14 protein-coding genes, 1 other RNA gene and 1 riboswitch are annotated in these 20,241 nt (G+C 67.2%); of the genes, 4 read left to right on the top strand and 11 right to left on the bottom strand.

Features of this window, described 5'->3' with window-relative positions:
- Positions 1–100: 100 nt before the first annotated feature.
- A riboswitch (FMN riboswitch) is annotated at positions 101–276 on the bottom strand.
- A gap of 216 nt (positions 277–492) precedes the next feature.
- On the top strand, positions 493–1,116 hold the full coding sequence (locus RZV17_RS03980) for a hypothetical protein (RefSeq protein ID WP_355607424.1): 624 nt from the start codon (positions 493–495) through the stop codon (positions 1,114–1,116).
- A gap of 58 nt (positions 1,117–1,174) precedes the next feature.
- Here the strand turns inward: RZV17_RS03980 and ribD are convergent, their stop codons facing one another.
- The 6 genes from ribD to RZV17_RS03950 all read right to left on the bottom strand — a co-directional run bounded on the left by ribD (position 1,175) and on the right by RZV17_RS03950 (position 5,521).
- Entirely contained in the window at positions 1,175–2,284 is a 1,110-nt protein-coding gene (ribD, locus tag RZV17_RS03975; protein WP_355607421.1) for a bifunctional diaminohydroxyphosphoribosylaminopyrimidine deaminase/5-amino-6-(5-phosphoribosylamino)uracil reductase RibD, read from the bottom strand.
- Entirely contained in the window at positions 2,277–2,765 is a 489-nt protein-coding gene (locus RZV17_RS03970; protein WP_146093132.1) for a GNAT family N-acetyltransferase, read from the bottom strand. The genes ribD and RZV17_RS03970 overlap by 8 nt, the downstream gene beginning before the upstream one ends.
- Positions 2,762–3,286 carry a transcriptional regulator NrdR gene (gene nrdR / locus RZV17_RS03965; protein ID WP_003490311.1) on the bottom strand — a complete coding sequence of 175 codons (525 nt, stop codon included), beginning with the start codon at positions 3,284–3,286 and terminating at the stop codon, positions 2,762–2,764. Before nrdR ends, RZV17_RS03970 begins: the two co-directional genes overlap by 4 nt.
- A gap of 102 nt (positions 3,287–3,388) precedes the next feature.
- Complete coding sequence (glyA, locus tag RZV17_RS03960) at positions 3,389–4,657, bottom strand: serine hydroxymethyltransferase (RefSeq protein WP_104579084.1); 1,269 nt, start codon at positions 4,655–4,657, stop codon at positions 3,389–3,391.
- 203 nt (positions 4,658–4,860) lie between these two features.
- A non-coding RNA gene (locus tag RZV17_RS03955) (sX9 sRNA) lies at positions 4,861–4,935 on the bottom strand.
- 61 nt (positions 4,936–4,996) lie between these two features.
- Positions 4,997–5,521 carry an RcnB family protein gene (locus tag RZV17_RS03950; RefSeq protein ID WP_355607415.1) on the bottom strand — a complete coding sequence of 175 codons (525 nt, stop codon included), beginning with the start codon at positions 5,519–5,521 and terminating at the stop codon, positions 4,997–4,999.
- Between the two features lie 226 nt (positions 5,522–5,747).
- Between RZV17_RS03950 and ettA the strand changes: the two genes are divergently transcribed.
- Positions 5,748–7,409, top strand: coding sequence for an energy-dependent translational throttle protein EttA (ettA, locus tag RZV17_RS03945; RefSeq protein WP_039408257.1), 1,662 nt, complete (start codon positions 5,748–5,750; stop codon positions 7,407–7,409).
- A 145-nt stretch (positions 7,410–7,554) separates the two neighbouring features.
- On the opposite strand, the gene def is transcribed toward ettA, so the two are convergent.
- Positions 7,555–8,070 (bottom strand): peptide deformylase, encoded by a 516-nt coding sequence (gene def, locus RZV17_RS03940; RefSeq protein WP_047697660.1) that lies wholly within the window; start codon positions 8,068–8,070, stop codon positions 7,555–7,557.
- 220 nt (positions 8,071–8,290) lie between these two features.
- Positions 8,291–8,713, bottom strand: a complete 423-nt coding sequence (gene arsC / locus RZV17_RS03935; protein WP_355607412.1) for an arsenate reductase (glutaredoxin) — start codon at positions 8,711–8,713, stop codon at positions 8,291–8,293.
- A 1,201-nt stretch (positions 8,714–9,914) separates the two neighbouring features.
- Here arsC and RZV17_RS03930 point away from each other — a divergent pair.
- Positions 9,915–10,334, top strand: a complete 420-nt coding sequence (locus tag RZV17_RS03930) for a post-PEP-CTERM-1 domain-containing protein (protein WP_039408266.1) — start codon at positions 9,915–9,917, stop codon at positions 10,332–10,334.
- On the top strand, positions 10,327–11,985 hold the full coding sequence (locus RZV17_RS03925) for a PA domain-containing protein (RefSeq protein WP_355607409.1): 1,659 nt from the start codon (positions 10,327–10,329) through the stop codon (positions 11,983–11,985). Before RZV17_RS03930 ends, RZV17_RS03925 begins: the two co-directional genes overlap by 8 nt.
- A gap of 246 nt (positions 11,986–12,231) precedes the next feature.
- Here the strand turns inward: RZV17_RS03925 and RZV17_RS03920 are convergent, their stop codons facing one another.
- The 3 genes from RZV17_RS03920 to bcsB are packed head-to-tail and all read right to left on the bottom strand — an operon-like array spanning position 12,232 to position 20,227.
- A complete protein-coding gene (locus RZV17_RS03920; protein WP_355607406.1) occupies positions 12,232–16,743 on the bottom strand; it encodes a cellulose synthase subunit BcsC-related outer membrane protein in 4,512 nt (1,503 codons plus the stop codon).
- Positions 16,725–17,906, bottom strand: a complete 1,182-nt coding sequence (gene bcsZ / locus RZV17_RS03915; RefSeq protein WP_355607403.1) for a cellulose synthase complex periplasmic endoglucanase BcsZ — start codon at positions 17,904–17,906, stop codon at positions 16,725–16,727. Before bcsZ ends, RZV17_RS03920 begins: the two co-directional genes overlap by 19 nt.
- Positions 17,903–20,227: a cellulose biosynthesis cyclic di-GMP-binding regulatory protein BcsB gene (gene bcsB, locus RZV17_RS03910; RefSeq protein ID WP_355607400.1), complete on the bottom strand. Its 2,325-nt coding sequence runs from the start codon at positions 20,225–20,227 to the stop codon at positions 17,903–17,905. Before bcsB ends, bcsZ begins: the two co-directional genes overlap by 4 nt.
- Positions 20,228–20,241: the final 14 nt, after the last annotated feature.

The raw sequence follows: 20,241 nt of genomic DNA, 5'->3' as shown, positions 1-20,241 counted from the left end.
GCGGGTGATGCAAAGACATAGTCGTTTCTCGCAGGAGTTGAGCGAAAAACGCCACAAGGCAAAGCAAACAGGCGCGCGCACAGCCGCAAGGCTGCGCGGTGGCCGTCTTCTTTCATCCGGACTATACCGTCGGCTCCGGCATTGGACCGGATCTGCTGACCTTCGCGCGATGCCCGACACATGCAGTGCCAACCATCGCGGCGAAGCGCTCGCGGGCTCGCACGCTTGCACGTGCCTACCGCCGGTGGGGAATCGCACCCCGCCCTGAAGACGTTCGTGAGTGCCAGCGAACCGGCCCGCGCAGTTTAGCAGCGCCTGTTCTGCCCTCAGCTGTCTGAAAGCCATGGCTGACAGGACGCTGCGTCATGTCAGGAAATCCCCCATAGCCAGTTTTGTGAAGAGTCTGTTAAATTGCGCCCCGCGACGGGAGACGTCGCCCTTCCGCCCCGCAACGGGGTGGAGACACGGACATCATTTCGGAGAGACCACTCAATGCGCACTACCCTGATTCTGGCTGCCGTGCTGGCCGCCGCCCCGTTTGCCGCGTCTGCGGAAGGCCTGAGCTATAGCTACGTTGAAGGCGGCTGGAACCGTACCGAGATCAGCGTCAACGACGATTCGGACGACCTGGATGGCGGCTACATCCGCGGTTCGTGGCAGATCGCCGAGCCCGTCTACGTGTTCGCTGGCTACCAGCGTGCCGAGAAGGACTTCAACCTGGGCGCGGGCTTCGTGCTCGAAGGCACACTGCAGCAGGCGAATCTGGGTATTGGTTACCGCCAGGAAATGACCGAGCGCGTCGAATTCACCGCCGACATCAGCGTGCTGCGCTCCAAGGTCGAATCCGATCTGCGTCGCGGCGGCCGTTCGCTTGGCAATTCGTCCGATACCAGCACCCTGGGCTTCGGCAACCTGGGCCTGCGTGGCAAGCCCTCGCCGCGTACCGAAGCCTGGATCAAGGCCGGCTACATCGACGGCAGCGACGTGGACGAAGGCGAATTCGTCGGTACCCTCGGCGGCCAGGTCAACTTCACCACCACCTGGGGCCTGGTCGGCGAAGTCGAGTTCATCGACAACGCCAACCAGTACCGCGTCGGTGTCCGCGCCAGCTTCTGATCACGCGCGTTGCCGGCAATGGAAGGCCCCGCATGCGGGGCCATTCTTTTTGCGGCGCTCACGCCATCGCGAGCGGCGTATAGCGCAGACGCAGATCCTGCCCGAGCTGACGCACATCGCGTAGCTGCAATGCATGCCGCTGCGCCATCGTTTCGATGCCAAGGCCAGCGAGCAGCGGCCGTGCGGTGTCGCCCAGCAACACCGGGGCCAGGTAGACCAACAGCTCATCGACCAACCCGGCCTGCAACAGCGCACCGCCCAGCGTGGCGCCGGCTTCCACGTGCACTTCGTTGATGCCACGCTGGGCCAGCAAGGCCAGCACCGCAGCCAGATCGAAGCGACCAGCGTGCAGCGGTAATGCCGCGCACTCCGCACCATCCACCGCAGTCGGCGCGGCGGCATCGCCATGCAGATACAACGTCGGTGCATCGCCGTGGCGAATGTTCCTGCACGCCAAGCTGCGCAGGCCGGCATCCAGCACCACCCGCAACGGCGGCACGAACGGAGTGTCGTCGCCGAGCCGCACCGTCATCGACGGATCGTCGGCCAGCACGGTGCCGGCACCGGTCAGGATCGCGCCGGCACGTGCGCGCCAACGCTGCACATCGGCGCGCGCGTCGCTTCCGGTGATCCATTTGGATTCGCCGCTGGCCAGGGCGGTGCGTCCATCCAGACTGGCGCCGAGCTTGACCCGTACCCACGGCCGGCCACGCTCCACGCGCGACAGGAAGCCCTGGTTGAGCAGGCGCGCCCGGGCTTGCATCACCCCGCTCAGCACCGCGATTCCAGCCTCGCGCAGCAGCGCGAAACCGCCGCCATTGACCTGTGGAAACGGGTCGGCCATCGCCGCGACCACACGCATGACGCCTGCCTCGATCAACGCCAACGCACACGGCGGCGTGCGCCCGTAATGCGCGCACGGCTCCAGGGTGACATAGGCGGTCGCCCCGCGCGCCAGCTCGCCGGCTGCGCGCAATGCGAACACTTCGGCATGCGGGCCGCCGGCGCGTTGGTGGAAGCCTTCGCCCACGCACACGCCGTCGCGCACGATCACGCAGCCCACCATCGGATTGGGGCGCGTGGTGTAGGCGCCGCGCTCGGCCAGGCGCAAGGCCTGCGCCATCCAGCGGTGGTCGTCGGCACTCGCGCCCGTCGTGGTCTCAGTCATTGCGTTGCACTCCCGGCGCAATGCACATCACCACGATCTGCATCGGCCCCAGCAAGAATTCGGTATGCGTCTGCCATCCCAGCCTCTGGTAGAACGGCACCAGGGCCGGCTGGCAGTACAGGTACAGCAGCGGCACGCCCAGACGCGCGGCGGCCTGCACGCAATGCGCCACCAGTGCCTCGCCGATGCCCTGCCCGCGTGCCTGCGGCCGCACGTACAACGAGGCCAGCCAGGGAGACCATTGCCGCATACGGGCGTCGTCGTTTTCGAGCAGGCTCACCGAGCCGAGCCACTGCGTCCGATCCAGCGCCACCCAGGTCGTCGGGATGACGCCATCACGTGTATGGCTGCGCAGTTCGCTCAGCGCCTCACCGAGGTTCCACTCCGGCAACAACGCGCCGAAGGCCTGTAGATGCGCTTGCGCAATCGCAGGCAGATCGTCCGGCGTTTCTGCAACGCAGGCGATGCGCATCGCGCTCACCGCTTGCCGGGTTTGCCGGCGCGTTCCAGTGCCGCTTCCAGCAGCGGCAGTTGTTCGCTGCCGACCGGCAGTTCGCGTTCGAGCTTTTCGATCTCTTCGCGAAAATCCGCCACGTCCTGAAAACTGCGATACACCGAGGCAAAGCGTACGTAGCCGACGTGATCGAGCTTGCGCAGCTCGACCATCACGTATTCGCCTACCCGCAGCGAACCCACTTCGCGTTCGCCGGACATGCGCAGCTGATGCACGACCGCCCGCACCGCCGCTTCGATCTGTTCTTCGGCGACAGGGCGCTTCTGCAGCGCGCGGTCGAAGCTGGTGCGCAACTTGCGCGCATCGAACGCCTCGCGTCCACCGTCGCTCTTGACCACGGTGGGCAACTTGAGTTCGATCGTTTCCAGGGTGCTGAAACGCTCGCCGCAGGCCTCGCACTCGCGCCGCCGACGGATCGTCGTGCCGTCTTCGGACACGCGCGAATCAATCACCCGGGTGTCGTTGTGCTGGCAGAAGGGGCAGTGCATCAGACGTCCGGGATTTGGGATTGGGGATTCGGGATTGGCAACAGCACAAGCAAGGACGCGCGGTTAGCGCATCCCGAATCACGAATCTCCAATCCCGGCATCTCAGCCATACACCGGATATTTCTTGCACTGCGCGGTCACCGCATCGCGGACCTTGGCGAGCACTGCCTCGTCGGTTGGTGCGTCCAGCACGTCGGCGATCCAGTTGGCCAGGTCGATGCTGTCCTGTTCCTTGTAGCCGCGCGTGGTGATGGCCGGGGTCCCCAGGCGCAGGCCCGAGGTCACGAACGGCGAGCGCGGGTCGTTGGGCACCGAGTTCTTGTTGACGGTGATGTGGGCCGTGCCGAGCGCAGCTTCTGCCTCCTTGCCGGAGACATCGCGGCCGATCATGTCCACCAGCATCAGGTGATTTTCGGTGCCACCGGAGACGATCTTGTAGCCGCGTGCAATGAGCGTGTTGGCCATGGCCTGGGCATTCTTGACGACCTGCTGCTGGTAGGTCTTGAAGGCCGGCTCCAGCGCTTCCTTGAAGGCCACGGCCTTGGCCGCGATGACGTGCATCAGCGGGCCGCCCTGGATGCCGGGGAACACGATCGACTGCAGCTTCTTCTGCAACTCCTCGCTCGCGCCCTTGGCCACGATGATGCCGCCGCGCGGGCCGCGCAGGGTCTTGTGGGTAGTCGAGGTGACCACGTGCGCGTGCTCCATCGGGCTGGGGTACACACCGGCGGCGACCAGGCCGGCGATGTGCGCCATGTCCACGAACAGGTAGGCACCGACGCTGTCGGCGATGGCACGGAAGCGCGCCCAGTCGATCTTCTGCGAATACGCAGAGAAACCGGCCACGACCATCTTCGGCTTGTGCTCGGTGGCCAGGCGCTGCACCTCGTCGTAATCGATCAGACCCTGCTCGTTGACGCCGTACTGCACGGCGTTGAACAGCTTGCCGGAGACATTGACCTTGGCGCCGTGGGTGAGGTGGCCGCCATGGGCCAGGCTCATGCCCAGGATGGTGTCGCCCGGCTGCAGCAGCGCCAGATACACCGCCTGGTTGGCCTGCGAGCCGCTATGCGGCTGCACATTTGCATACATATCTTCCGTGGAGCCCGCGCCAAACACCTGCTTGATGCGGTCGATCGCCAGCTGCTCGGCGATGTCGACGTATTCGCAGCCACCGTAGTAGCGCTTGCCCGGATAGCCTTCGGCGTACTTGTTGGTCAGCTGGCTGCCCTGCGCTTCCATCACCAGCGGGCTGCAGTAGTTTTCGCTGGCGATCAGCTCGACGTGATCCTCCTGGCGGCCGACTTCAGCGGCGATGGCCTTGGCCAGTTCGGGGTCGTAGGTTTCCAGTCGGACGTCGCGCGAGAACATGCAAAGCTCCGGAGCAGCTGCAGCCAGTGGGGCCGCCGATTGTAAGCCCCCGCCGCACGGGTGACCAATCGCATGCCTGGCGCCTGGCGCGCGGCCGGCGCCAGGCGTGCGCCGCGAAACAGCAAGGGCGCACCGAAGTGCGCCCTTGTGTGATGACCGGCCCGATTGCCCAACAGGCGAACCGGGCACCGCCGGCCTAGAGCGGCTAACAGAACGTCGCCGGCAGTCGTCAGGTGGGTGTGGCGACGCGCCGCAGCCGATGTGTACGCTTGGTACACGAGGATTCCGAACGCCGGCCGCGCCCGCCTGACGGCTGTGCAGTAGCGTGGTTAGCGGCGCTTAGTTGTTGAGCACCAGGTCGGCGATGATGCCGGAGGCAATCGCGACCAGCAGCAGGTTGCCGCGGTCATCGCGCTGCCAGCGGTAGCCGTACGGTGGGCGGCGCAGATCGTAGCGGTCGTAGTCATTGATCACGTAGACCGGGCCGTGATAGCGCTGACCGCGCGCCCAGTACGGACGCGGCGGCGGGCCGGCGCGGTAGTACGCAGGGCGGTCGTAGACATAGACCCGGTTGCGGTCGTAGCGACGGTCCTGGTGGCGGGCGTCACGATACCCCTCGCGGTAGCCGCTGCTGTAGTAACGGCGGTCGTCGCGCCATTCGCGGCGGTCGGCCCGGCGGTCATCCCGCCACTCGCGGCGATCGTTGCGCCAGTCACCGCGGTCACCACGGTGATCGCGATGGCCACGGTCATGTCCGCGGCGGTCGTGGTCGCGGTCCCAGTCGCCGGCAAACGCCGCCGGGGCCACGCAGCCCAGCGCCAGGATGGAGGAAAGCACAGCGGTAACGATGCGTTTGCGGTTCATGGCCCAGCTCCTGTTTGCGATGTCGCAATTTCATTAAGACGCCGCTCGCCTTAACGCATTCTTGCTGGAATCGGTTACGAAAACGCCTATTCAGGTAATAGGTAGGCTGCCGTTTAGCTGCGCTGTCGCCTGCCGGGCTCGCGGCACTTGCCGGTATAATCGGCGCAATCCCTTTTCCGCTGCCTCCGGCCTCGGCCGGCGGGCTGCCTGCGTCCACGGAGCACCCATGTCGCAATACATCTACACCATGAACCGCGTCAGCAAGGTGGTCCCGCCCAAGCGGCAGATCATCAAGGACATCTCGCTGAGCTTTTTCCCGGGCGCCAAGATCGGCCTGCTGGGCCTGAACGGCGCGGGCAAGTCGACGGTGCTCAAGATCATGGCCGGCGTGGACACCGACTTCGAGGGCGAAGCCCGCCCGCAGGCCGGCATCAAGGTCGGCTACCTGGCCCAGGAACCGCAACTCAACCCCGAGCACACCGTGCGCGAAGCGGTGGAAGAAGGCGTGGGCGACGTGTTGCAGGCCCAGGCCGCGCTGGATGCGGTGTATCTGGCCTATGCCGAGGAAGGCGCCGATTTCGACGCGCTGGCCAAGGAACAGGAGCGCCTGGAGGCGATCCTGGCCGCCGGCGATGCGCACACCCTGGAAAACCAGCTGGACGTGGCCGCCGACGCGCTGCGCCTGCCGCCGTGGGAAGCGATCGTGGGCAAGCTGTCCGGCGGCGAGAAGCGCCGTGTGGCGCTGTGCCGCCTGCTGCTGCAGAAGCCGGACATGCTGCTGCTCGACGAACCCACCAACCACCTGGACGCCGAGTCGGTGGAATGGCTGGAACAGTTCCTGGCGCGCTACACCGGCACCGTGGTGGCGGTGACGCATGATCGCTACTTCCTGGACAACGCCGCCGAGTGGATCCTGGAACTGGACCGCGGCCGCGGCATTCCGTGGAAGGGCAACTACACCGACTGGCTGACCCAGAAGGACGAGCGCCTCAAGCAGGAAGACAACCAGGAAAAGTCACGCCAGAAGGCGATCCAGAAGGAACTGGAATGGTCGCGGCAGAATGCCAAGGGCGGTCGCACCAAGGGCAAGGCACGCCTGGCGCGCCTGGAAGAATTGCAGTCGGTGGATTACCAGCGTCGCAACGAGACCAATGAAATCTTCATTCCGCCGGGCGAGCGCCTGGGCAACTCGGTGATGGAGTTCAAGAACGTCTCCAAGAAGTTCGGCGACCGCCTGCTGATCGACAACCTGTCGATGATCGTGCCGCCCGGCGCCATCGTCGGCATCATCGGCCCCAACGGTGCCGGTAAGTCGACCCTGTTCAAGATGATCACCGGGCAGGAGAAGCCCGATTCCGGCGAAATCGTGGTCGGCCCCACCGTGCAGCTGTCCTACGTGGACCAGAGCCGCGACGCGCTGGAAGGCAACCACAACGTCTTCCAGGAGATCGCTGGCGGGCTGGACATCCTCAACATCAACGGCGTGGAGATCCAGTCGCGCGCCTACATCGGCCGCTTCAACTTCAAGGGCCAGGACCAGCAGAAGATGGTCGGCTCGCTGTCCGGCGGTGAGCGCGGTCGCCTGCACATGGCCAAGACCCTGTTGCAGGGCGGCAACGTACTGCTGCTCGACGAACCGTCCAACGACCTGGACATCGAAACCCTGCGTGCGCTGGAAGACGCCTTGCTGGAATTCCCCGGCAACACCTTCGTGATTTCGCACGATCGCTGGTTCCTGGATCGCATCGCCACGCACATCCTGGCGTTCGAAGGCGACTCGCACGTGGAGTTCTTCCAGGGCAACTACCGCGAGTACGAAGAAGACAAGCGTCGCCGCATGGGCGATGACGCCGGCCCGAAACGCCTGCGCTTCAAGGCGCTGAAGTAAGCACAACAAGGGCGCCGTCAGGCGCCCTTGTCGTTTTCCGTCCCGGCGGCTGCGCGGGCGTGGATGCTACGCGCCTGGAGCGATGTAGCGGGCAGCCAGGTGCTACCTGCGGCAACACCGCAAGCTGCGGCGGTCGCCCCAGATGTTACAGCTCGTACGACAGCACATCTTCGAACCCGAAGGTGTCGAAGTTTTCGATGCGCGAGGGGTACAGGCGGCCGACCAGATGGTCGTACTCGTGCTGGACCACGCGCGCATGGAAGCCCTCGGCCTCGCGTGCGATCGGGCTGCCGTCAGGCGCAAAACCGCGATAGCGGATGTAGCGGTAACGCGGGATCACCGCGCGCAGGCCGGGGATCGACAGGCAGCCTTCCCAGCCGTTTTCCATCTCCTCGGACAACGGCTCGATCTGCGCATTGGCCAACGCCGTGCGCGGCACCGCGGGCGCCTCGGGATAACGCTCGCTGGCCTCGAAACCGAACACCATCAACTGCAGGTCCACCGCGATCTGCGGCGCGGCCAGGCCCACGCCGCGCGCATCGTCCATGGTCTCGAACATATCGGCCACCAAAGCCTGCAACTCGGCACTGCCGAGGTTGGTCACCGGGGGCGCGACACGCAGCAGGCGCTTGTCGCCCATGCGGATGATCTCGCGAATCATGCGGATGCTCCTGATAAACGGTGCAGCGATCTTAGGGCGTGTGGCGTACCTTGAGGTGAGCGGAGCGGCCTGCCTCCTCAAGACACAGATGCCGCCTTGTCCGGCGACGGTCGCCGAACACAGTGCTGCATGCGGTGCCGCCATGCCACGGCGAGGTACATGACGGCCTGGACGTCACACCGCGACTCGATTGCCGCGCTCTTGCCGGGCACCGCAGCGTTCAGCGCACGATCCGCTGCCCGGTGTCGTCCAGCACGCGCTCGCCGTCTTCCTTGACGAAAGGGCCGGTGGCCGGCGGCAATACCTCCAGCACCTGCTCGGATGGACGACACAGGCGCGTACCCAGCGGCGACTGCACGAACGGGCGATTGATCAGGATCGGATGCGCCAGCATGGCGCTCAGCAGGGCCGCCTCGTCCAGCGCGGGGTCATCGAGCCCCAGGTCCAGATACGGCGTGCCCTTCTGGCGGATGGCCCCGCGTACCGACAGACCAGCGTCGGCAATCAACGAACGCAGCGTCTGCCGGTCCGGCGGCTGCTGCAGGTAGTGGACGATCTGCGGTTCGATACCGACATGCCGGATCAAGGCCAGGGTATTGCGGGACGTGCCGCAGGCAGGGTTGTGATAGATGACGACGTGCATGCGCGGCCCGACTGGTTCGATAAAGACTGGATTTTGCGATCGCTGATGACGCAGCGACACGCTCAACGCCCAGTGTACGGGGGATGCGTGAGGCTACGTGCACTGGTGCTCAGTACTTAGCGCTCAGTACTTAGCACCAGCGCTTATCGCTTATCGCTTATCGCTTATCGCTTATCGCTTTTTATCGCTTAGCTCGTAGCTCGTAGCGCTTAGCGCTTAGCGCCAACACCAACACCAACACCAACACTTTTTAAGGGCACTTGCACGATTGTTAGCTTGAGACTTGATCGCTTTGCTCTTTGCTGCTTGCTCTTTGCTGCTTGCTCTTTGCTGTTGCTGTCTGCGTTCTGAAGCCTGCTTTCGCTTGTTAGCTCGTTGGTCAGTAGTTGTTTGCCGCTTGCTGTTTCCAGCCACTGCCTAAATGCCGACGGTCTCGATGCAGCAGGACTGCAGGCCCCTCTCCTGCGGGAGAGGGGTTGGGGTGAGGGTACGTGGCGAAGCCGCTCACGCCGCCCGCCTGCACCAGGCTAGGCCCGTACCCTCATCCGCCCCTGCGGGGCACCTTCTCCCGACGGGAGAAGGGAGCCGATGCGGATCCGTTGACGCCCTGCGGGCACCTTCTCCCGATGGGAGAAGGGAGCCGATGCAGATCCGTCGATGCCATGCGGGGCGCCTCTCCCCGATGGGAGAAGGGAGCCGTTGCGGATCCGTTGATGCGCCGGGTGCCCCCTTTTTCGCCCTTGCTCCTCCCCCTTCTTCGCGTAGTCGAAGACAGCGCGCCGGCGGAGTTCGGCCCCCTGCTCCGGCACCTTTCGCTCATCCGCCGGACCGTCTCGGAGCGCTCTCGGCGCCCTCTCAGAAAACCACACGCCGCAATCAGCCTGATCCGTAAAAGCGTCAGAGCCACCGCGCAGCGCCGGGCACCTGGGTGACACACGCGCACCGGGCCGGCCTTGGCGCCAAATTTCTGACCCGGCCCGCCCGGCAGTGCTTACTGAATTTTTGAAAACTAGCAAAACACAAGCCGCAAGCTGACTTTTTCAGGCCACGCCTTCGCTTCCAGTGCCTCGGCTGTCAAAAGATTGACACAAGTCACGGATTCATGATTCAGTCATGAACAGACTAAATCGGAAGGATTCTCCCGAACACCGGTTGTTGCACGGCGTTCTTTCTCTGGTTGGACCCCAAGGAAACCCCAACAATGATGAGCTTTCGCAAGCCCGGATGGATGTTGTCCGGCCTCTTGTGCGTTGCCTGCCTGCCGGCTGTGGCCGGGGCGCAGGACGTCGCTGCCAGTTCCAAGGTCGGCATCGACCCGGTCACCGGCAAGTTGCGCCCACTGACCGATGCCGAAAGCGCGGCGCTGGATCAACAGGCCCAGCAGACCGGTGCGGCGTCCCGTCGTGCGACGACCGGCCCGACGCTGCCGCAGACCGAAGCGGCCGCCCGCGCCACCGAACGCCGCCTGCCCAACGGCACCGTGGCGCGCAAGTTGCCGGCCACGCAAATGAGTTCGTTGACCGCTACCCGCCAGGCAGATGGCCGTGTCGTGATCGAACACAGTGACGACGCCCAGACCCAACCCGCCCACGCCGAGCACGGAGCGCTGCCGCATGAATAAGCCCTTGTTGCTGTTGTCCCTGGCGGTGGGTGCGGCGCTCGCTCCGCTGCAGGCCTCGGCTGCCACCGTCACGCTGATCAATGGCGATGCCGGCACCGTGGTCGGCTTGAACGACCCGACCGCCGCCACGCCGCTGGGCGGCAATCCCGGGCGCTCGGTGGGCGAGCAGCGCCGGATCGCCTACCAGTACGCGATGGACCTGTGGGGTGCGGTGCTGCAGAGCAATGTGGAGATCAAGGTCTATGCCTCGTTCGCGCGGCTGAACTGCACCGCCACCGGCGGCACGCTGGGCCAGGCCGGCCCGAACTGGATCGTCAACAATTTTCCCGGCGCCAAGCCGAACACGCTGTACCCGTCGGCGCTCGGCGATGCAATCGCCGGACAGGACCTGGTGCCCGACCCGGCCGATCCGGCCGATGTGTTCTCGCAGTTCAACGGCGACCTGGGCAAGGACGACTGCCTGGCCGGCTCCGGCTGGTACCTGGGTCTGGACGGCAAGACGCCGGAAGGCCAGATCAACTTCCTCAACGTGGTGATGCACGAGATCGGCCATGGCCTGGGTGCTGCCGGTTTCCTCAACAAGACCACCGGTGTGCTCGGCTCGGGCAGCGGCCTGACCGACGTGTACACCTCGCAGGCCTACGACAACGTGCAGAACAAGCGCTTCGACGACCCGGCCATGACCAATGCCCTGCGTGCCGAAGCGATGCGCACGCCTGGCCGCACGGTGTGGGCAGGGACCGGCGTCAATCGCGAGGCGGCCCTGATCCTGGATCCGCGCACCCTGCTGCGGGTGACCGCGCCCAGCGCTGCGGCGGGCAAGTTCGAGGTGGGCTTTGCCAGCTTCGGGCCGCTGGCCACCGCGCGCAACTTCCCGGCGCGTGCGGTCGTCACGGTCGATGACGGCGTTGCCGCCGCATCGAGCAGCGATGGCTGCGAGACGCCATTCGTCAATGCGGCAGCGGTGGCCGGCAAGGTGGCGTTGATCGACCGCGGTACCTGCGCCTTCGCCATCAAGGTCAAGAACGCCCAGCTCAACGGTGCGGTGGGCGTGATCGTGGCCAACAACGTCGCCGGCGTGCAGACCATGGGCAATGCCGCGCCACCGATCACCGACATCACCATTCCGGCGATCATGGTCTCGCAGGCCGACGGCGCACGCCTGAAGGGCAGCACCGCCGTGATAGCCGGGCTGTACGAGGATCCGGAGCTGCTGCAGGGCACCGACACCGCGGGCCGCACCCGCCTGTACGCCCCCAGCGTGGTGGCCGGCGGGTCGACGTTCTCGCACTTCGATACCGATCTGCAGCCGAATGCGTTGATGGAGCCGTTCGACACGCCGGAGGTGCAGGCACATCTGAACATCGACCTGACCCCGGCGATGTTTGCCGATATCGGCTGGACCTTGAACCGTGGCCTGACCCGGCTGGGCAGCTGCAACACGCTGGTGCCCACCGTGGAGCCGGGCGGCTTGATCGTCGGCGCGAACCTGACGGCCGAAAGCAGCCTGTGCAAGACGCAGAACGCAGGCAACCGCCTCGGCTACCTGACCTGCATGAACGACCACATCCGCGAGCTGGAAGACCAGGGTGCGATCAGCCGTGTGCAGCAGGCTGCCACGTTCGTCTGCGCGACCAAGGTGCGCCCGTAAGCCAGGCGCATGTGGCTGGAGAAGATGCGAACGGCGCCGGGAGGCGCCGTTCGTTTATCCGCGATCAGAACGGCATTGCCTGCGGCATTGCGCGCCGATGCACGGCATTGATGGCAGGTCACCTCCGGGCCGTGATGCGATACGGCTGCGCGACGGCAACCGGTGCGTGCTTCACTGATGCGCACACGCCCGGTTGCATGGCATCACAAGACGCCTGGCCTCACTCGCCGTGCCTCGTTGCCTGACTCAGCGATCCGCAGCATATGGCGAGGTCAGCACCTGCGGTACGCGGCCCAGCGCAGCGCCCAGGCGATCCATCACGAAACGCAGATAGAGATTGCTGCTGAACTGGTTGTAGTCGCGTGCGTTGTTGAAGGTCATGCGCCCACCCAGGAACAACTGCGGGGCCACTTGCCATTCGGCGGCGCCACTGAGGTTGTAGGACACCCCGGTGCGGCTTTCGCCCGCGTACACCGGGTCGGTGTAACGGTCGACCAGACCGAGCAGCGCGGCCAGCGATGCGGCGTCGTAGGCGGCCTGCTGCAGGCCCGGGTCGGTGGGGAAGTACGGCGTGGGGTCGGTCTTGAAATGCTGCACGCCGATGCTGGCATCGAGCTTCCAGTTGACGCTCTGCCCCGCGCTGCGCCCGCTCCAGTGCACCGGGAAGCCGAGGTCCACATACTCCTGCGGGCTGAAGTAACCGCCGTGGCCGTAGGTGAAGCCGCTGAGGTTCTTGTCGTACTGCATGGCGGTCAGATTGACGCCGGCCGTGAGCGACTGATTCTGCGTTTCCAGCGCGTGCACATAGAAACCGAGATCGGCCTGACGGTGGTCGTTGTCGGCCACGTGAGTGCCGGTCACCCGATGCGCGGCAAGATTGGCGTAGCCGCCGAGCAGGCCGTTGTCGGCGTTGGCCGACAGGGCGATGCCGTTGCTGGTCACCCCGCCCCACTCGCGACCATTGCGTGCATCCTGCGCGCCGGCGAACGAGAGCACGCTGTCGGTGACGGCGCGCCGCGATACATCGGCCGACCAGCCCGCCGCTTCGCCGAGTTCGCCGCGATAGCCAAGCCCGCCCACCACGTTCTGCTCCTGGAAGCCGATTGGCGTGCTGCCAACGTCGGCGCTGAACCCGCCGTTGCGGTAGCGCACGCCGACGCCCACGCCGGTGTCGTCCTGGCTGAGCCGGCGCGCGCCGTTGCCGGTGGCGGCCATGCTGTTGAGGGTGGCCGCCAGCGCTGCGGGCGTCTGCTGCGCGGCGGCGCTGCTGCTGGCCAGCGCCTGCAGTGCGGCGCCATCGCCGACGGCCAGTTGCGCGCTGATGGCGGTGTTGCCGAGGATGTCGCGTGCCAGCTGCGCGATCGACGTGTTGGACGCGTTGACGCTGAGCAGATACGCAGGCAACGGTTGATTGGCCAGTGCGGCCAGGGCGGCGGGTGTGCTGTTGTTGTTTTCGGTGAGCAGCTCGCCGAACAGGCCGGTACTCAAGGCATACCGGCGCAGGCGCTCGCGCGTGGCCGCGGTGTCACCCTGGGTGGCAAGCAGTTGGTATACCGACGAGCTGACCAATGCATCGATCGGGCTGCGATCGGCGGCCAGCGCATCGTTCACTGCACTCTGCGGGCCGGCGCCAAAGCGGCTGGCGGTCGCGTAGTCGGTGGTCAGCGTGCCGGCATCGACCACGGTGGGCGTGAGCGTGACGCCGAGCTTGCCCTCGCCCACCGCGAACTCGGCCTGCAGCGGCATTTCGATATCGTCCAGGCGGCCCAGGCCATCTTCGCCATCGCGCGAACGGTACAGCGCGCCACCGGCCAGGTTGTCGCTGTTTTCCGATTGCACGGCGCGTAATTCGTCGAGCACGCTATTGCCGCTGCTGGCCGGCAGCAGTGCCTGCGCCGCGACGCCGCGCGGGCGCAGGTCGTCGGCCGGTGCCAGCGTCGGCGTGCTGCGTGTGGGCAGGTGCGAACGGCTGGCCGGCGCTGCGCTGGCGCTCACCGGCGGCGGCAGGGGATCGGCGCTGTTGCCGGCGTAGGCATACGCGTCGGCAGTCACAGGCGCGGGAACGGGCGTAGCGAAGCGGGCAGCGGCCGGTTGCGCGGGCAGCGGCGCCAACGCGGTCTGCGGATAGGCACTGCCGGCGTCCATGCGCTCGGACACCACCGCCGGCGAGCGCGGCATGGCGCCGGTCATGCCGGAGAACGGATTGAGCGGGCGGCCGGAACTGGCCACTGCAGCCGGGCCGCGCGCGGCCGGCAGGCCGTTGTCGAGCTGCCCGGCCTGGCGTTGCTGCGCGGCCAACGCGGCGCGGAAATACTGCTCGGCCTTGCGGTTCTTGCCGGCACTGCGATACACCCGGCCCGCAGCCGCCAGCACATCCGGCGACTGCGGTGCCTGCGCCAGTGCGCGTTGCAGATAGCCTTCGGCATTGCGCAGATCCGACTGCGCGGCCGCGCTGTTGGCGGCGGCGGTGAGCGCGTCCAGATCGTCGGGATGACGCTGCAGGATCTGCTGATAGATCGCCAGGGCCTGGCGCTGATCGCCGGAGGCCGCGTACAGGCGGGCCAATGCGGCCTGCGCATCGCGGTTGTCCGGCTGCTGCGCCAGGATCGGCGACAGCGCGTCGTAGGCAGCTTCCAGATTGCCCAGCTCGCGCAACGCATCCACCTGACGCAGCGTGTAGGCGCTGCGCAGCGCCTGGGCGCGGCGCAGCTGCGCCGGCGTCATGGTGGTGGATTGCAGCTGGCGCAACACGGCCGACAGCTCGGCGTCCTGATGTGCGCGCAGCAGCACGCCCGCGTATTGCAGGCGGTCTTCGGTGCGCGGATTGGCACCGGTGACCAGGCGCTGCGCCAGCACCAGCGCGCGCTGGGTGTTGCCGGCGTCGGCGTGCGCGCCGGCCAGGGCGGCCAGCAGTTGCGGGTCGTCGAGCTGGTGGCCGAGCGCGGTTTCGGTGCGCGCGAGCAATTGCTGCGCCTCGCCCACCCGGCCCTGCTCCACCAGCAGGCGCGCCTGGCGTGCCTGCAGTTCGATCCAGGCGGTGGTGCGCAGCTGGGTCATCTCCGGCGTGCGCGCGGCGGCCGGGATGCGCTCCAGGCTGTCGTAGGCGCCCTGCCAGTCACCGCTTTCCTGGGCGAATAAGGCATTGGCATGCAGCGCTTCGGGTTGATCGGCATGCACGGCAAGCAGGCCGTCCATGACGCTGCGCGCCTGGTCGGGGCGACCGGCCTGCTGGTACAGACGCGCCAGATCCAGGCGGATCCAGGCATCGCCCGGGCGTTCGACCATGGCCGTTTCCAGCTCGGCCTGCGCGCTGACGACATCGCCGGCCTCCAGCGACGCGCGGGCGCGGGCGCGCTGCACGTTGGAACGCAACAGCGCCTGGCCGCCGGATTTGGCGCGTTCGGCCGCCGGCAGCCGATTGAACAGGTCGCTGGCTTCCTGCATGCGGCCCTGGCGGCTGTACAGCCCGACCAGGCCCTGCAAGGCGCCGGCGTTGTCGGCATCGCGCGACAGCGCCTTGCGATAACTGGCCTCGGCCGCGTCCGGGTCGGTGGCGGCCTGCAAGCCGCCCAGCGCCACGTGGCCGGCCGGTTCGTTCGGCAGCAACTGTACCGACTGCTCCACCAGCTGGCGTGCCTGGGCGATGTCGCCACGCGCACGCGCAGCCTCGGCCTGCTGCAGCTGCTGCCAGTAGCGGGCGCTGTCGAGTGCGCTTTTCCATTTGCCGTTGCTGGCCGCGGCCGGGCGCAGCAATTCCTGTGCTTCGGCAAAGCGCTGCTGACGCAGGCGCACCGAACCCAGCCCGCCCAGCGCTTCCGGGTTGCGTGCACGGGCACGCAGCACCTGGGTGAAGCGTTGTTCGGCCACGCTCAGATTGTTGGCGCTCAGCGCGCGAAAGCCCTCGCCCAGCGCGATGCCATTGGGATCGGCGGGTGCCGCGGCCGCAGCGGCGCGCTGTTCGCGTAGCTGGCCAAGTTTGGCGGTGACTTCGGCATCGTTCGGGGTGCCGGCGAGAAAGGCCTGATACAGCGGCGCATCGGCACTGCTCGCATTGAGCCACAGCAGCGCCTGACGCCAACTGGTGCGCGCCGGGCCACCCACGTCCGCACGCTGGGCCAGCGTGCGCAATTGCGCGATGCCCTCGCGGCGAGTGGGCTCGCGGTAGCTGAGCACCTGGGCCAGGGCCAGCTGCAGCGACGGGTTGCCCGGTTCGCTGGCCTGCAGCGTGCGCAGCCCGTTGCGGGCGCGTTCCCAGCCGGTGGGCGTGCCGGCCAGCGATTGGTAGTACTCCAGCGCCAGGTTCGGCGGCGGCGGCTTGCCGGCGAACACGGCCTCGTAGCTGCGCGCCGCTTCCACGTAGCGCCCGGCCGCGGCGGCGCGGCGGGCGTTGCGCAGGTTGGGATCTTCGCCGGCGGCGGCACTGCCGCGCGCGCCGATCGCCACGCGCAGGCGCTGGGCCTGCGGCGATTGCGGGTGGGCCGCGTCCAGTTGCTGCAGGCGCTTGCGCGCTTCGGACTGGCGCCCCTGTGCCAGATCGATCTGCGCCAGGCCGAGCAGGGCGTCGGGCTGGTCCGGGTCGATGCCGAGCAGCTTCTTCCAGGTATCGGCGGCCAGATCGTCGCGGCCCTGGTCGTGCCAGTAGTTGCCCTGCCCCACCAGTTGCTGGGTGGCGCTGGTCTGCGCCTGCGCCGGGCAGGCGAGCAGGCACAGGTCGAGCAGGCCGGCGAGGTAGAGCGGCGTCAGGTGTTTGCGGAGCATGCAGGGGTTCTCCAGGCAGGCAACAGGCGCCCGTCTGCGGCAAAGCGGTAGCGGTTCTCAAGCCAGCCCTGTCCGAACAGGGCCAGCGTGCGTTCGTAATACGGCAGCGCGGCGGCCGCGGGCTGGGCGGCGGCGGGGATGCGCTGCGCCTGCGCCTTGAGCAGTGCCGGCTGAGCCCTCGCGCTCAGGTATGGCAGCAGCGCGGCGGAAAACCCGACCGGCAGCGTGCCGCTGCCCACGCCACGCGCGGTGTCGGTCTTTTCGGCAAAGCCGGTGCCGGCCGCGAGCAGGTCGGACGGGCCGGACAGGTCCTGCAGCAACCGCGCCCGCAGCGGTTCGCCGGCATCGAGCATGCCGGCCCACAGGTACACGCGGATGGCGTCGTAGCTGCCGAGGTTGCCGCGCTTGGGATCGGCACCGAAGGCCTTGCCGTCCCACACCGTCCAATCCGGCGCAACGCCGACCGGTGCACTCTCGCGCAGCACGCGCGCCGCGTTGCCGGCGATCGCCGCCCACGGGCCCTTGGGATCGGCATTGGCGCAACGGCGCAGCAGCTGGATCGGCAGATAGCTGGGATTGAGGGTCCAGCGGCCCGGCTCGACAAATCCGCTGCGGCCGGGCAACAGCATCGGCCCCAGGCCGGGCAGCACGACCACTTCCTGCGCACGCATCAGCTGCAGGATCTGCTGGCCGGCCTTGACGTAGCCGGGGCGGCTCCACAGCCGGCCGGCTTCCAGCAGGGCGTAGGCGATCCACAGCTCGCCATCGCTGGCGGTGTTGGCATCGAGCACGCGCCAGCTGCCGCTGTCGTCGCGGCCCCATAGCCAGGCCGGCAGGTTGAGATCCGGGCGGCCGCCGCACAGGTTGTGGCGGGTCCAGCCCAGCACCTTGTCGAACAGCACCTGGTCGTTGGCGACCAGGGCGAAGAACAGCGCGTACGACTGCCCTTCGGAGGTGGAGCGTTGATCGGCGTTGAGGAAATCCACCACCCGGCCATCGGGCTGGATGTGCCTGGACACGAAGGCATTCCACAGCGGCCAGCTGCCGCACTGCGCCGCTGCCGGCCTGGCGCCGGCCGGCAGCGCCGCGGCCAGGCCGGCCAATGCGCCGGCACGCAGCAGGAAGCGGCGCGTCATCGTCGTGACGTGGGCACCGGCCTTCATGCGCTGCCGCCTTCGTTGAGGCGCTCGGCGGCGTGCCGGCGCAGCAGGACGCGCGCGGCCAGGGCCAGCAGCAGCGCCAGCAGCACCACGGTGAAGGCCAGCCACACCGGATGGTGCGAAAAGTACCAGCGCAGCCAGGTCGGCAGCGGCAGGTGGCCTACGTAATAGGTCTGGTTGCCGACCAGGCTGGTGACCTTCTTCTGCTGCAGCACCACCACGCTGCCCTGGAAGTCCTTGAGCAAGGTCGGGTCGAACCAGGCATCGAACAGGCGGCCCATGTTGGCGGGGTCTTCGGTCTGGAACGCGACCACGCTGCGCCCGGATTTGAGCGGCGATTCGAAGCCCATCAACAGCACGTCATCGGGCTGCGGCTGCAATGCGATCTCGCTGGTGGTGGGCAGGTCGGTGCGGCGCGCATCGAAGGACAGGAAGCCGGGCAGTTTTTCGAACAGCCAGTCGGTCAGGCCGATGCGTCGGCTCTGCCCGTCCTGGCTCACCGGGAGTTGCGCGCGCCACTGCTTGAACAACGGCTGCGACTCGGCGCTGCCCAGCAGCAGCAGATCGCGGTCGGCGTGCTGCTGCACGGCGCTGGCGGCGATGATCTGCGCATGCAGCGCCGGGTAGCCGGTGGAGGCCCCGAAACGTCCGAGCAGGGTCAGCACGTTGCCCAGATCCTGGTCGCCCGGATTGTCGGGCAGCACGATCGCCGATTCGGACAGGTCGGCCAGGCGCGTGAACGGGTAGCCGGCATTGGCGAAGGCCGCCAGGTTGGGCATCGCCATGTAGTGATGGAAGCCGCTCAGGTCGATGGTGGAATCGGCATCGATCGCGCCCGACACGTCGGGGAAGGAGTTCTTGCACGCCTCGCCTTGCGGGCGATCGAAGAAGAAGTGGAAACGCAGCTGGCTATTGGCCGAAAACGCGCCCACCGGCAGCGTCAGGTCCTGATGCACCGGCATGCTGCCGCGCGTGCCCAGGCTGTTCCACCAGCGCATCGGCGTGGATTCGGCGAACGGGCGCCCGGTCAGCGGCAGCGTGGTCACGAACGACCGGTTGATGCTGACATTGAGCGCGGACTTGTTGTCTGCCTCCGGCACCGTGTAGCGGTATTTCAACGCCACCGGAATGCCGTCGCGCTCCCACACGAACAGGTCCGGCGGCAGCTGCAGGCCAACCCGGATCAGGTCCGGGTGATAGCCGGTGACGTTGAGCGCGCCGGGCTGGCTGACCAGATCGCCGAAGCGTACCGGGCGCTCGCTGGAGACCCACTTGGGAGCATCGTAGGGCTGGCGCGGCGCCGGCGCGGACAGCTCGCCGATGCGCGCCACCGCACCACTCAACGGCGCGTGCAGCGCCAGCGCCGTGGCCGCGCGTTGCAGGTCCTCGGTGTTGCGGCCTAGCACCAGCAACAACTTGCCGTTGGGATCGGTGGGGTTGACCACCACCGCTACCGTCGGGCCGCGGATATCGGCCACACCGCTGTCGGCGGTGGCGAACTGCGCAGGCAAGGTGTCGGGCGTGGCGAAGACCACCGCGTTGCCGGTCGCCGGCAGACTGGTGGTCGATGCCGGAAACACCGCGCCGCGATAGCCGGCCAGGGTGCCGAACCACGAGGCCACCGTGCCGGCCGCCTGCAGCGTGGCCAGGTCCGGTTGCTGCGGAAAGTAGAACGGCAGTTCCAGCCGGCGCGTGTCGCGCACATCGAAGAACGGCACCGGCAGCAACGCCAGGTTGTTGGCCAGCGCCAGCGGCGTGGTCGTCAGCGACAGGCTGGTGGCCGCATCCACATTCGCCCACAGGCTGCTGTGGTCCGGGTCTTCGCACTCGCGCGTGTAATGGCCGATCAACTGCAGGTTGAGCTGGTTGTAGTCGGTGATCAGGCGCGGGTCGATCGGCAGATCGGCCGAGAGCAGCTTGCCGGCATTGGCCTTGTCGGCGGGCAAGGTCGCCACCGTCACGCCGTTGACGGTGACCTTGACGTGCGACAGGTCCGGCAACAACGACGGCGAGTAGCTGTATCGCAGATTGAGCGTGGCGGCGGTGACGATCTCGTCGCTGCGCACGCTGAAGGGCACGCCGGCACTGCCCTGCACACCACGCAAGGTGATTTCGTAGTCGATGCCCAGATCGCGCAGCGAGGCCGCGCGCGTGCTGCCGCCCGGCAGCGGCGCCAGTGCGGCAGGTGCCAGCGGCGCTGCGGTGGCGGTCTGTGCAGTGCTGCCGGCCGGTCCGTCGGTGGAGGTGGGCGCAGCCTGCTGCGCTTGCGCCAGGCCCGCCAGCAACGTCAGCGCGCAGGTCAACAGCGGCGAAGAAATTCGCATCAGTGGTTTCTTGG

Source organism: Xanthomonas cannabis (assembly GCF_040616535.1).
In the GTDB taxonomy this organism is placed as follows: Bacteria; Pseudomonadota; Gammaproteobacteria; order Xanthomonadales; family Xanthomonadaceae; genus Xanthomonas; species Xanthomonas cannabis.
The sequence above is the reverse complement of the archived record's forward strand: the minus strand, read 5'-3'. Positions and strand labels throughout refer to the sequence as shown.

What these genes read in the sequence shown, in the direction of transcription:
- RZV17_RS03980 (WP_355607424.1), top strand. Translation starts at nt 493, where the DNA reads ATGCGCACTACCCTGATTCTGGCTGCCGTGCTGGCCGCCGCCCCGTTT.
- ribD (WP_355607421.1), bottom strand. Translation starts at nt 2,284, where the DNA reads ATGACTGAGACCACGACGGGCGCGAGTGCCGACGACCACCGCTGGATG.
- nrdR (WP_003490311.1), bottom strand. Translation starts at nt 3,286, where the DNA reads ATGCACTGCCCCTTCTGCCAGCACAACGACACCCGGGTGATTGATTCG.
- glyA (WP_104579084.1), bottom strand. Translation starts at nt 4,657, where the DNA reads ATGTTCTCGCGCGACGTCCGACTGGAAACCTACGACCCCGAACTGGCC.
- RZV17_RS03950 (WP_355607415.1), bottom strand. Translation starts at nt 5,521, where the DNA reads ATGAACCGCAAACGCATCGTTACCGCTGTGCTTTCCTCCATCCTGGCG.
- ettA (WP_039408257.1), top strand. Translation starts at nt 5,748, where the DNA reads ATGTCGCAATACATCTACACCATGAACCGCGTCAGCAAGGTGGTCCCG.
- def (WP_047697660.1), bottom strand. Translation starts at nt 8,070, where the DNA reads ATGATTCGCGAGATCATCCGCATGGGCGACAAGCGCCTGCTGCGTGTC.
- arsC (WP_355607412.1), bottom strand. Translation starts at nt 8,713, where the DNA reads ATGCACGTCGTCATCTATCACAACCCTGCCTGCGGCACGTCCCGCAAT.
- RZV17_RS03930 (WP_039408266.1), top strand. Translation starts at nt 9,915, where the DNA reads ATGATGAGCTTTCGCAAGCCCGGATGGATGTTGTCCGGCCTCTTGTGC.
- RZV17_RS03925 (WP_355607409.1), top strand. Translation starts at nt 10,327, where the DNA reads ATGAATAAGCCCTTGTTGCTGTTGTCCCTGGCGGTGGGTGCGGCGCTC.
- RZV17_RS03920 (WP_355607406.1), bottom strand. Translation starts at nt 16,743, where the DNA reads ATGCTCCGCAAACACCTGACGCCGCTCTACCTCGCCGGCCTGCTCGAC.
- bcsZ (WP_355607403.1), bottom strand. Translation starts at nt 17,906, where the DNA reads ATGAAGGCCGGTGCCCACGTCACGACGATGACGCGCCGCTTCCTGCTG.
- bcsB (WP_355607400.1), bottom strand. Translation starts at nt 20,227, where the DNA reads ATGCGAATTTCTTCGCCGCTGTTGACCTGCGCGCTGACGTTGCTGGCG.